Origin of the sequence: Helcobacillus massiliensis, from assembly GCF_014191425.1 — a bacterium.
GTDB classification, from domain to species: domain Bacteria; phylum Actinomycetota; class Actinomycetes; order Actinomycetales; family Dermabacteraceae; genus Helcobacillus; species Helcobacillus massiliensis.
In genome coordinates, this window is record NZ_JACHWP010000001.1 from 109,139 (window position 1) to 120,996 (window position 11,858).

Annotated in this window: 12 protein-coding genes; 8 read left to right on the forward strand and 4 right to left on the reverse strand. The window is 69.4% G+C overall.

The genetic code is table 11. From position 1 onward, the window contains the following. The first annotated feature begins 24 nt into the window (after positions 1-24). The 3 genes from priA to FHX50_RS00540 are packed head-to-tail and all read left to right on the forward strand — an operon-like array spanning position 25 to position 2,928. Positions 25-759, forward strand: a complete 735-nt coding sequence (gene priA, locus FHX50_RS00530; RefSeq protein ID WP_183373535.1) for a bifunctional 1-(5-phosphoribosyl)-5-((5-phosphoribosylamino)methylideneamino)imidazole-4-carboxamide isomerase/phosphoribosylanthranilate isomerase PriA — start codon at positions 25-27, stop codon at positions 757-759. 55 nt (positions 760-814) lie between these two features. Then, on the forward strand, positions 815-1,585 hold the full coding sequence (locus tag FHX50_RS00535) for an SseB family protein (protein ID WP_239375547.1): 771 nt from the start codon (positions 815-817) through the stop codon (positions 1,583-1,585). A 5-nt stretch (positions 1,586-1,590) separates the two neighbouring features. Continuing rightward, complete coding sequence (locus tag FHX50_RS00540; RefSeq protein ID WP_183373536.1) at positions 1,591-2,928, forward strand: MFS transporter; 1,338 nt, start codon at positions 1,591-1,593, stop codon at positions 2,926-2,928. Positions 2,929-2,958: 30 nt separating this feature from the next. Here the strand turns inward: FHX50_RS00540 and FHX50_RS00545 are convergent, their stop codons facing one another. After that, entirely contained in the window at positions 2,959-3,366 is a 408-nt protein-coding gene (locus FHX50_RS00545; RefSeq protein ID WP_183373537.1) for a DUF1844 domain-containing protein, read from the reverse strand. Positions 3,367-3,686: 320 nt separating this feature from the next. Here FHX50_RS00545 and infC point away from each other — a divergent pair, with 320 nt between their 5' ends. From infC to FHX50_RS00570, 5 genes are all read left to right on the forward strand, one after another. Beyond that, positions 3,687-4,256 carry a translation initiation factor IF-3 gene (infC, locus tag FHX50_RS00550; protein ID WP_259923533.1) on the forward strand — a complete coding sequence of 190 codons (570 nt, stop codon included), beginning with the start codon at positions 3,687-3,689 and terminating at the stop codon, positions 4,254-4,256. 32 nt (positions 4,257-4,288) lie between these two features. Further along, positions 4,289-4,483, forward strand: coding sequence for a 50S ribosomal protein L35 (rpmI, locus tag FHX50_RS00555; protein WP_183373538.1), 195 nt, complete (start codon positions 4,289-4,291; stop codon positions 4,481-4,483). Positions 4,484-4,525: 42 nt separating this feature from the next. Next, complete coding sequence (gene rplT / locus FHX50_RS00560) at positions 4,526-4,906, forward strand: 50S ribosomal protein L20 (RefSeq protein WP_183373539.1); 381 nt, start codon at positions 4,526-4,528, stop codon at positions 4,904-4,906. Between the two features lie 45 nt (positions 4,907-4,951). Then, the gene (locus FHX50_RS00565; protein WP_239375541.1) at positions 4,952-5,782 is read left to right on the forward strand and encodes a TrmH family RNA methyltransferase; all 831 of its coding nucleotides are present in this window, start codon (positions 4,952-4,954) and stop codon (positions 5,780-5,782) included. 81 nt (positions 5,783-5,863) lie between these two features. Beyond that, positions 5,864-7,813 (forward strand): bifunctional copper resistance protein CopD/cytochrome c oxidase assembly protein, encoded by a 1,950-nt coding sequence (locus tag FHX50_RS00570; RefSeq protein WP_183373541.1) that lies wholly within the window; start codon positions 5,864-5,866, stop codon positions 7,811-7,813. A gap of 24 nt (positions 7,814-7,837) precedes the next feature. Here FHX50_RS00570 and FHX50_RS00575 read toward each other — a convergent pair whose 3' ends face one another. The 3 genes from FHX50_RS00575 to FHX50_RS00585 all read right to left on the reverse strand — a co-directional run bounded on the left by FHX50_RS00575 (position 7,838) and on the right by FHX50_RS00585 (position 11,857). Next, positions 7,838-8,905 carry a bile acid:sodium symporter family protein gene (locus FHX50_RS00575; protein WP_183373542.1) on the reverse strand — a complete coding sequence of 356 codons (1,068 nt, stop codon included), beginning with the start codon at positions 8,903-8,905 and terminating at the stop codon, positions 7,838-7,840. 387 nt (positions 8,906-9,292) lie between these two features. Continuing rightward, entirely contained in the window at positions 9,293-10,237 is a 945-nt protein-coding gene (locus tag FHX50_RS00580) for an ornithine cyclodeaminase (RefSeq protein ID WP_183373543.1), read from the reverse strand. A 114-nt stretch (positions 10,238-10,351) separates the two neighbouring features. Further along, positions 10,352-11,857, reverse strand: a complete 1,506-nt coding sequence (locus FHX50_RS00585) for a tripartite tricarboxylate transporter permease (RefSeq protein WP_183373544.1) — start codon at positions 11,855-11,857, stop codon at positions 10,352-10,354. Position 11,858: the final 1 nt, after the last annotated feature.

An 11,858-nucleotide genomic window follows, 5' to 3' on the forward strand; every position in this document is an offset into this window, starting at 1 on the left:
CGGCTCCCACGTAAGGAGACCTGAGTGTCTGATTCCCTGATCCTCCTGCCCGCTGTTGACGTCGCCGGAGGGCAGGCCGTCCGCCTCGTCCGCGGTGAAGCCGGCACCGAAACGGTCTACGGCGCCCCCGTCGACGCCGCACTCTCCTTCCAGCGCCAGGGCGCCGCCTGGCTGCACCTGGTGGACCTCGACGCCGCATTCGGCCGCGGCTCCAACGCAGAGCTGCTGGAGAAGGTCGTCTCCGAGGTGGACATGAACGTGGAGATGTCCGGCGGCATCCGCGACGACGCCTCCCTTGAGCGCGCCCTCGCCACCAGCTGCCGCCGCATCAACCTCGGCACCGCGGCCCTGGAGAACCCCGAGTGGACGGCCGAGGTCATCAGGGAGTACGGCGACCGCGTCGCCGTGGGCCTCGATGTGCGCGGCACCATCCTCGCCGCCCGCGGCTGGACCCGCGAGGGCGGCGACCTGTTCGAGACCATCGAGCGCCTCAACGACGCCGGCTGCGCGCGCTATGTGGTCACCGATGTCGCCACCGACGGCATGCTCAGCGGCCCGAACCTCGACCTCATGCGCCGGGTGTGCGAACGGACCGATGCCGCCGTCATCGCCTCCGGCGGCGTCTCCAGTCTCGACGACCTGAAGGCGCTGCGCGACCTCGTGGAGATCGGTGTGGAGGGCGCGATCGTGGGCAAGGCGCTGTACGCGCAGAACTTCACCCTGGAGCAGGCGATCGAGGTGGCCGGCGATCAGCACTGAGCAGCCCCGCCGCGACCAGCCTGACTCATCGGCGCTGCCGGAGCAGGCGGACCAGGTGCGCCGCACGCTGCCCGCCCACTTCACCCAGAAGTCGCATCTGACCGACACCGCTGGCGTGCCGTGGAAGGGGCGCGACTACACCGTCTCCCCGTTCCCCACGGACACGGGCGGCCAGGATCCCCGCATCGCTGCTGCGCTCGCCGCCGTCGACGCGGGGGAGGACCCCCACCATGAGGCGCTCGTGGCGGCGCTGCGCGGGCAGCGGGTGATGGTGCCGATCACCGCGATCGCCACCGACACCGAGGTCACGGCCGACGGGCTCGTCGCCGACAACGCCTCCGACATGGCCGTGGTGAAGATCCAGGCCGGCACTGACATCGCCCTGCCGATCTTCACCGGCACCGAGCAGCTCACCGCGTGGCGCCCGGAGGCGCGGCCCGTGCCGATGGTGATCGAGCAGGCGGCGCAGGCCGCAGTCGCCGAAGGCTGCACCATGCTGATCGTGGACATGGGACGGCCCCGCCCCGTGGTCCTGACCCGCTCTGCACTGTGGGCGCTCGGTCAGGACCGTCCCTGGACCCCGCCGCACGCCGACGACGCTGTGATCAGCGAGATGCGCGGCGCACTGCTGGGAACGGTCCCGCATCTGCGGGATGTGCACCTGCGTCCGCATCCCGAGCGCGAAGTGGACGTGGTGCTGGTGCTGGAGCCGGGGCTGCGCCGCGAGGACCTGCAGGCGATCCTCGGCGGCATCCAGCAGATCCTGGCGTCTTCGCAGCTGATCGCCGAAAGGGTGACCTCGCTGAAGCTGACCGTGACAGGCTGAGGGGTATGAACCTCAGCGCATACAAGGCGGTCCTCGCCCAGCCGAAAGCAGCATCGATCTTCCTGCTGGGGTTCCTGGCGCGCTTCCCGTTCTCCACCACGGGCCTGCTGCTGACCCTGCACTGTGTGCTGACCCTGCACGTGTCGTTCACGCAGGCGGGTCTGCTGGTCACCGCCGCCACCCTCGGTGCCGCGATCTCGGCGCCGTGGCGCGGCCGCCTCCTCGACAAGCAGGGCCTGCGCCGCACTCTGGTGCCGCCGATCATCGTCAACGGCATCGTGTGGATGACCGTGCCGTGGCTGCCGTACGCCGGCGTACTGCCGCTGGTGTTCCTCGGCGGCCTGTTCTCCATCCCCGTGTTCTCCATCGTCCGCACCTCCCTCGCCGTGATCGTGCCGGCGAGGATGCGGCGCACCGCGTTCGCCCTCGACTCCGTGTTCACCGAGTTCGTGTTCATGACGGGGCCGGCGCTCGCCACCGTCCTGGTGTACTCCGCGGGGTCGCGCCCCACGATGATCCTCGTGGGGGTGCTGATCGTGGCGGCCGGGCTCGGGCTGATGGTGGTGGACCCGCCGCTGCGCACCGACCAGATCATGCTGCCCACGCACCTGTCGGAGCCGCTGGAGACCGCGGAGGCGGCCGCGGCCGCCCACACCGGCGAGTACAACGAACGCCGCGTCTTCGAGGACACGCAGACCGGCGCGATCCCCGTGGTGGGGGACCCGGCGCAGGAGCAGGCGAAGAGCGCGGCCCGCACCGCCCTGCTCAGCTGGGGCGGCATCTCGATCCTGGTTTCCACCGCGGTCGGCTCCATGCTGCTGGTGGCGACCGATGTCGCGTTCGTGGCGCTGCTGCGGGAGATCGGGCAGGAGGGCATGGTCGGCCCGATGGTGTCGATCATGTGCGCCGGCTCCGCGATCGGCGGCATCGTCTACGGCGCGATGAGGACCGACGTGGGCGCCCTGTGGATCCTGCTGCTGATGGGCCTGCTGATCCTGCCGCTGGCGCTCACGCACGCCCTGATCCTGCTCATCGTGTTCGCGTTCCTCGCCGGCACCACGATCGCGCCGTTGCTGTCCGCCACGGGTGAGGCGATCGCGCAGAAGGTGCCGGAGGAGGGGCGTTCGGAGGCGATGGGCTGGCACGGCTCATCGCTGACGATCGGCGCCGCGATGGGCGGCCCGATCTTCGGCAGCGTCATCGATGTGTGGGGCGCGAACTGGGGCTTCGGCGCAGCCGGCCTGGTCGCGATCGGCATCGCGGGCGCGGGCCTGATCGCGATGCGCATCCGACGGGGTCGTGTGCGGCGTCGGCTCGCCGCGACCGTGCCCGGGCTCAGCTGAGCACGCGCCGGGCGGGCCGACGGGACCCGGTCAGCGGACGGGGCCGGTGAACTTCTCGCCCGGCCCCTGGCCCATTTCGTCGGGCACCGGCAGCGCCTCCTGGAACGCCAGCTGCAGGGAGCGCAGACCGTCCCGCAGAGAGCGGGCGTGCTCGTTGCCGAGGTCCGGGGCGCTCGCGGTGATGAGGGCGGCGAGGGCGTTGATGACCTTGCGGGCCTCGTCGAGGTCCTTGTACTGGCCGGTCTCCTCATCCTCCGCCAGGCCCACCTTGATCGCGGCGGCGCTCATCAGGTGGACGGCGGTGGTGGTGATCAGTTCGACTGCGGAGACGTCGGCGATGTCGCGGGTGAAGCCGGAGGCGTCATCGGCGTGCCGGTGGGATGCGCCGTCGGCGCCGGGCTGAGGGGCGCTGCCTGCGCCGGTGTGGTCGGTGCTCATGCGCCCCAGTCTAGGTCGGCGGCACCCGTCGGCCCGCCCGCTCAGCCGGCGGCGCGGCGGTGTGCATCACAGGGCGCTTCAGTTCCTGACGGTTGCTGGTAGAGTTGTCCATCGGAGCACACCTGTTCCCACCAAGTGGAGGCCTACTCCCACCTGGGCGATCGTCACCCGTTTCGGCGGCACAGATCGTCGGGTCAGCGCCCACGGCGCATCGCGAGTCGATGTGCCGTGTGATTCTGAGGCCTCTGCATGAGCAGGGGCCTTTTGCTGTGTGCTCACACCAGAATCGATTGTGAGGAGCAGTCATCAGCGAACAGCGCATCAACGGGCAGATCCGAGTTCCCAAGGTCCTTCTCGTGGGTCCGAACGGCGAGCAGGTCGGTGAAGTCCGCATTGAGGACGCCCTGCGGCTCGCCGCCGAGGCAGACCTCGACCTGGTCGAGGTGGCACCCGGCGCACGCCCGCCGGTCGCCCGCCTCATGGACTACGGCAAGTTCAAGTACGAAGCGAATCTGAAGGCCCGGGAATCCCGGCGGAACCAGGTCAACACCCAGCTGAAGGAAATTCGGATGGGTCTGAAGATCGATACGCATGACTACGAGACCAAGAAGCGCAACGTCGAGAAGTTCCTGTCCGCCGGTGACAAGGTCAAGGTCATGATCCGCTTCCGCGGCCGTGAGCAGTCCCGACCGGAGATGGGCTTCAAGCTGCTGCAGCGGATGGCTGAGGACGTCTCTGAGCTCGGGTTCGTGGAGACGCGCCCCCGCCAGGACGGCCGCACCATGGTGATGGTGATCGGTCCTCACAAGAAGAAGGCTCAGGCACGTGCCGAAGCCCGCAAGCGCAAGAGCGATGCGGAGAAGGCAGCTGCGAAGTCGAACGCCGAGTGACCTCGGCGAGCAACTGAAGGAGAAAAGGCACAATGCCGAAGAACAAGACTCATTCCGGTGCCAAGAAGCGCATCCGCATCACCGGCAAGGGCAAGCTGCAGCGCCAGCGCGCGAACGCCTACCACAAGGCTGAGCACAAGAGCTCGGCCCGCAAGCGCCGCCTCGCCGGCGTGGCCGATGTGGCCAAGGCCGACGTGAAGACCCTCAAGCGCATGCTCGGCCGCTGATCCGGCGCATCGCTCTCAATCTGAACTTCTAAGGAGAACAAAGTGGCACGCGTCAAAAGGTCCGTGAACGCCAAGAAGAAGCGCCGTGAGATCCTCGAAGAGGCCTCCGGCTACCGCGGTCAGCGCTCGCGCCTGTACCGCAAGGCCAAGGAGCAGGTCCTTCACTCGAAGACCTACTCCTTCCAGCACCGCCGCAAGCGCAAGGGCGACTTCCGCCGCCTCTGGATCCAGCGCATCAACGCCGGCGCCCGCGCCAACGGCATGACCTACAACCGCTTCATCCAGGGCCTGAACCTGGCCGGCATCGAGGTCGACCGCCGCATGCTCGCCGAGCTCGCCGTCAACGAGCCCGCTGCCTTCGCCGCCATCGTCGAGTCCGCGAAGAACGCCCTGCCCGAGGACGTCAACGCACCCGCAGCCTGATTGCTGCCGCCGATGAGCACTCCAGAACGCCCGGACAGGGCACCAGTGACGTCGACTCGCTCCGATCGAGTCCGCCTGGTCGCCTCACTGTCCGGGCGTTCTGCACGCTCCAAGCACGGACAGTTCCGGGTGGAGGGCCCCCAGGCCGTCCGCTCCCTGCTCGAGGCGCGCGGTGACTGGGCAACCGCCCTGTTCCTCACCGAGGCCGCCCGCACCGACCACCCCGACTTCGTGCGCCTCGCCGCCGAGATCGGCCTGCCCATCACCCCCGTCACCGCCGAAGTGATCACCGCGATGGTCCGCGACCAGGGCCAGCAGTCCGTGGTCAGCCCCCAGGGCGTCATCGCCACCGCCCGCATCGTCGAGACCCCGTGGCTGGAGCTGCTCGAGCGGGCCGCCGGCAGCGGGGGAGAGGCCGACGGATCCCCGGTGACCATCGTCGCCGCCGACCGTCTGCAGGACCCCGGGAATGCCGGTACACTGCTGCGCACAGCCGACGCCTCCGGAGCCGCCGCCGTGTTCTTCGGTGACGGATCCGTGGACCCCTACGCCCCGAAGACCGTCCGCTCCACCGCCGGCAGCCTCTTCCACGTTCCGTTCGCGCGCCGCGTGCCCCTCGCGGACCTGCTCACCGAATGCACCCGTCGGCGCATCACCACCGCCGCCACCAGCGGCTACGCCCACACCAGCCTGTTCAGCACCGACCTGCCCGTCCGCATCGCCTGGCTGATGGGCAACGAAGCGCGCGGCCTCGGCGAGGACCTGCTGCAGCGCGCCGACCTCTCGATCGCGATTCCCCTCTCCGGCCGCGCGGAATCGCTCAACCTCGCCACCGCGGCCGCTCTCTGCCTCTTCGAATCAGCACGCAGACGCTGACTCCGTCGGCCCGCCGGGCACCACCCGGCCGTACCGACACCCACCCCGGTCCCCACAACAGCATTTGGAGGGCTCGATCCCATGCCGGCCATCGGCGCACTGTTCCTTCTCATCGTCATGGTCACCACCGCGGTCGGCCTCGCCGCCACCGGCGCGATCGCCGACACCGCCGCGCTCGGCGTCACCACCGGCCTCATCAAAGGCGGCATGTACCTCGCCATCACCGCCGCGTTCGGCTACGGCTTCACTCTGACGCTGCTGTACCCCGGGGAGGGGCGCACCCGCCGCGCCAAGAAGGGCGACAAGCCGTTCCCGCTCACCGCGGACCAGAACCGCCTGCGCACCGGTGCGCTCCTGGCGAGCCTCGCCACCATCGTCCTCATGGCCGGCACCCTCCTGCTGCGCTACATCGACGCCGCCGGCACCGACTTCTCCCGCCTCGCGTTCTTCGCCTCCAGCACCGACGTCGGCGAGATCAGCGTCAACGGGATCGTCCTGATGGCGATCGCCGCGCTGCTCTTCGCGCTCGGTCGCCGACAGTTCTGGATGGGCTGGGCGATGGCCGCGCTCGTCGCCGCGATCGTCGCGCTCGGCTTCCTCGGCCACGCCGGCGCCTCCATCGACCACAACAACGCCGTCAACGCGATGCTGCTGCACCTGCTCGGCATGGCGCTGTGGCTCGGCCCCCTGCTGGTCCTGGTCCACCTCGCTGCTCGCCGCACTGACGCGGCGGTGATCCGCACCGTGCTGGCGCGGTTCTCCCCGTGGGCCGTGTTCGCCATCGCCTGCCTCGCATTCTCCGGCCTCGTCAACGGCCTCATCCGCCTGTCCAGCATCAGCGACCTGGTCACCACCGGGTACGGTCTGCTCGTGCTCGCGAAGACGATCGGCCTGGTTGCGATTGCGCTCGCCGGTGCCTCGCAGCGCAGGAAGCTCGTAGCCGATGCCCCGTTCCGCCGCCTCGCGATCGTTGAGATCGCCGTGGCCGCCGCCATCATCGGTCTGTCGATCGCGCTGGGCCGCTCCCAGCCGCCGGTGCCGCAGTTCATCTCCCGCGACAGCGCCGAACTGAAGGTCCTCTCGCTGGTCGGCTTCGAACCGCCCACCGCCCCGTTCGACGTCCCCACCCTGTTCACCCAGTGGCACATCGACTGGCTCGCCCTCGGCTTCTCCCTCACCATCGCCGCGCTGTACATCGCCGGTGTGGTGCGGCTGAAGCGGCGCGGCGATGCCTGGGTGTGGCACCGCACGGCGTTCTTCCTCGCCGGCAGCGCCCTCTTCATCTGGGTGATGAGCGGCGGTCCCGGCACCTACGGCCGCGTCCAGTTCGACGGCCACATGGTGCAGCACATGGCGCTGATGATCATCGTGCCGCCGCTGTGGGTGCTCGGCGCCCCCGTCACGCTGATGTCCCGCGCCGTCACGCCCAGGACGGACGGGTCCCGCGGCATGCGCGAATGGGTGCTGGCGATCCTCCACTCCAAGTACGGGGACGTGGTGTCCTCCGCGCCCGTGGCCGGGTTCATCTTCGCCGGGTCCCTCGTCGCGTTCTACTTCACGCCCCTGTTCACCTGGGCGATGTTCACCCACGCTGGGCACGCGTTCATGACGATCCACTTCCTGCTGTCCGGGTACCTGTTCGCATGGGTGATCATCGGCGTGGACCCGTCGCGCCGGCCGATCAACCCGATCCTGAAGCTGGTCACGCTGCTGGTGACTCTGAGCTTCCACGCGTTCTTCGGCCTCGCGGTCATCTCCGCCTCCTGGATCATCGGCGGCGACTGGTACCACGCGCTCGGCATGGCCGATGCCGAGCAGCTGATGTTCTGGCAGAAGCGCGGCGGCTCCATCATGTGGGGCGTGTCCGAAGTGCCGACCCTGCTGTACGCGATCGTGATGACGTGGCAGTGGACCCGCGCCGAGGACCGCACCGCCCGCCAGTACGACCGGAAGGCCGAGCGCGATCAGGGTGCGGAGCTGGAGGCGTACAACGAGTACCTGCGGACGCTGCGGGAGCAGAGCCGCAGCTGATGGCCCGCCCTGGTGCGGCGGTGCTCAGCAGCCGCTGCGGTCGGCGCTGCGGCGGTAGATCATCGCGAGGATCGCGCCAGAGATGTTGTGCCAGATCGAGAACACCGCGGCTGGAAGTGCGGCGGCCGGGTTCATGTACTGCGCAGCGAGCGTGGCCGCGAGACCCGAGTTCTGCATGCCGACCTCAACGGAGGTGGTGCGGGACGCAGCCTCGCTCTGCTGGGCGAGCTTGGCGGTGCCGTAGCCGAGGAGGTACCCGGCGGCGTTGTGCAGCACCACGGCGGCGAACACGATGAGGCCGGCGCTGACTACGGTGTCGGCGCTGCCCGCCACGACCGCGACCACCACGAGGGAGATTCCGGCGACGGAGATCCACGGCAGGGCCGGCAGAATGCGGTCCACCAGGCGCGGCGCCAACAGGCGGATGAGCAGGCCGCCCACCACCGGAACGAGCACCATCTTCACGATGCTCATGGCCATGGCTGCGGCGTCGACAGGCATGTACGTGCCGGCGAGCCACACGGTGAGCAGCGGGGTGAACAGGGGCGCGAGCAGGGTGGAGATCGAGGTCATCGTCACCGACAGCGCCGTGTCCGCCTTCGCGAGGTAGGAGATGACGTTGGAGCTGGTGCCGCCGGGGGCGCAGCCCACGAGGATGACACCGGCGGCGAGCTCCGGCGGCAGCTGCAGCAACAGGGCCACACCAAGGCCCACCAGCGGCATGATCACGAACTGTGCGAGCACACCGATGAGCACCGGCAAGGGGCGACGCGCCACCAGGGCGAAGTCGGGCAGGGTGAGGGTGAGGCCCATGCCGAACATGATGACGCCGAGGAAGACGGACACCCATGGCGCGAGCGCGAGTCCCACGGGCGGGGCGACGAAGCCGAGGAGGGCGGCGGCGATGATGATCGCGGGGAACACGGTGACGGCGATGCGGGCGGAGCGGTCCTCGCGGGCGCGGGCGGCCGCCGTGGCGCTCCCGGACGCGGGGGAGCCGGGGTCGGTGGGGCCGACGGGGTCGGGATGCGCCGTGGTGCCGCCGGTGGGGCCGACGGGGCGGTCGTTGTTCGGGGTGGGGTTCGTGGACATGGAGGGAGACTACGTCCCGTGCCCACCATGTGAACGGCATGTCCGAAACATGGAAAGCGGGGGTCCCGTCGGCCCCCTCCTCCCGACCACCGTTCCCGAACCAGCAGGGCGCATCATGACTCTTCGCATCACTGACCCCACCTTCGGCTGCACCCCCGTCACCGAAGCGCTTCACGTTCCCTCCCTGCGCGTGGACTCTGCGGAAACCGCCTGCTCCCTGTTCCTGCAGGAGGCGCTGACGAATGCCGGCAAGTGCGCCGCCACCTCGGAGCTGATCGTCGTGGAGTTCATCGACGGCGGCGGCTTCATCAGAATCGTCGTCACATCGGCGATGCCTGCGCGGAGCCGACGGATTGATGAGTCCCTCAGCTCCGGCGGCGCTGCTCCTCAGATGCCGGCGGCGCGGGCGACGGCATCCGCGATCAGCAGGTCACCCATCGCAGAACCGAGGTTCTGCACCACCACGAGCCCATCCGGTCGGCCCTTCTGCAGCCACTCGCCCGTGTATGCGGTTGCCTGCGGGTAGTCCGTTCCGAGCTTCATCGCGCGCAGCGTCTCGAACTGCTCGGGGTCGTCGGCGGCGAGGCTCGCCCGCTGTGCGACGGCACGGCCCGCCACCGATGCGTAGTCGAGCGGCAGCACGGTGGCGTCAGCCTGGATCTCTGCGGGGTCGAGCTCGGAGCCTCGCAGCCCGATCGGGAGGCCGGAGACGATCACGCCGGCGTCGCGCACCGCGGCGGCACGGTCGGTGGTGGTGCGGATCTCGAGGTCGGGGACGTGCTCGGCCGCCCACTGTTCGAATTCGGTGAGAGCTTCGGTCCGACGGGCCCACAGTGTGAGCGGGCCCCGGGCCGTGCGGCCCTGTTCGCGGTCGCGGGCAGCGAGTGCGTCGATGACGCGGGCGTGGGAGCGTGCCTGCACACCGGCGCCGATGAACGTGATGGGGCGGTCGTCGAGCGCGAGGGTGGCGCCGGTGACGGCTGCGGTGCGCAGTGCGGTCAGCTCACCCGCGTCCATGGTGCAGCGGTTCGCGCCGGTGGCGCCGTCGGAGAGCACCATGATGCCGCCGGTCATCGGCCGTCCCTGGGGCGGGTTGGAGGGGGTGATCGTCACCCATTTGATGCCGAGCAGGCCGCGCTCGGGCCAGGACGCCGGCATGGCGTTGGCGAACCCGTCGGCGGTGTCGCCGCCGACATCGTGCGTGACCTGGGTCTTCGGCACAACGGAGCCCTCACCGTTCGCCAGCGCGATCAGCGCCTCGCGCATCAGATCGATCGATTCGGCGGGGGAGGGGAGGAGCTCACGGACCTGGGCGTCAGAGAAATGCTGCATGCCTCCACCGTAGCGAGGGGTGCGGACCACTCCCCAAACTTCAGCAGAAGAAAGTACCTGCAGCGTGCGTTTCAGGTATGTGGTTCTCCTGAAGTTTGAGGAGGGCGAAGGGACTCAGGTGTTCAGCCCGGTGCGGCCCTTCAGCTTCGCGATGATGGCGCCAACGAGCACGATCGCCATCAGGCCCCACATGACCAGCACGATCGGTCCGGACACGAGGGAGGCGAAGGACCCGTCGGCCGACTGCACCGCATCGCGCAGAGACGTCTCCGCGAGGGGACCGAGCACCATTCCGATGATCATCGGCGCCAGCGGGTAGTCGAACAGGCGCATCACGAACCCGACCAGGCCCACCGCCAGCAGGATCAGCAGATCGAACCAGGAGGAGCTCGAGGCGTAGATGCCGAGGGCGCAGAACACGGTGATCCCGGCGTACAGGTAGGGCGCGGGGATCAGCAGCAGCTTCGCCCACAGGGCCGCGAACGGCAGGTTGATGATCAGCAGCACGATCATCGCCACGAAGAAGCTGGCGAGCAGCGCCCACACCAGGTCCGGTGCCCGCTCGAACAGCAGCGGTCCCGGCTGCAGGCCGTACTGGCGGAACGCGCCCAGCATGATCGCCGCGGTCGCGGAGATCGGCAGGCCGAGCGCCAGCAGCGCACCCATCGCCATACCCGTGGTGGCGTTGCCGGCCGCCTCCGGTGCGGCGAGACCGCGGATGGCGCCCTTGCCGAACTGGGGGTCCGGGCGCCGCGCATCCAGGCGCCGCTCTGCACCGAACGCGAGGAACGTGGGGATTTCGGAACCGCCGGCGGGCACCACACCGAACGGCAGGCCGATCGCGGTGCCGCGCGCCCACGCGGGAGCGGCCTCCTTCAGTTCGTCCTTCGAGAGCCACCAGCGGCCCTTCGCCTCCATCATCTGACCGTGCACACCGTATTTGCCGGCGGTGGCGACATAGATGACCTCACCGAGGGCGAGGACGGCTACGGTGACGGTGACGATGGAGATGCCGTCCAGCAGCTGGGGTGCGCCGAACGTGAAGCGGGGTGCGCCGGTGACGCCGTCCACTCCGATCAGGGCGATGCCGATGCCGAGCGCGAGGGACATCAGGCCCTTCACCGCCGAATCGGTGACCACGGTGGAAGTGGCGATGAACGCGAAGATCGCCAGCGCGAAGAACTCGGCGGGTCCGAAGCTGGTGGAGACCGCGGCGAGCCACGGCGCGATGAACACCAGCAGGGCGCAGGCCACCATGCCGCCGATGAACGCACCGATGGCTGCGGTGGCGAGGGCCTGCGGCGCCCGCCCCGCCTTCGCCATCCGGTGCCCTTCGAACGTAGAGGCGATGGCGGATGCCTGACCGGGGGTGTTCATCAGGATGCCCATGGTGGAGTCGCCGAAGAGCCCGCCGAAGTACACGCCGGCGAACATGATGAACGCGGCGGTCGGTTCGAGGGCGAACGTGACCGGCAGCAGAAGCGCCACGGCCATGGAGGAGCCGAGGCCGGGCATGACGCCCACGGCGGTGCCGAGCAGGCAGCCGAGGAGCACGAAGAAGAGGTTCTCCAGGGTGATGGCCGAGGCGAAGCCCTCGGCGAGAAGCGTCAGCTGGTCCATG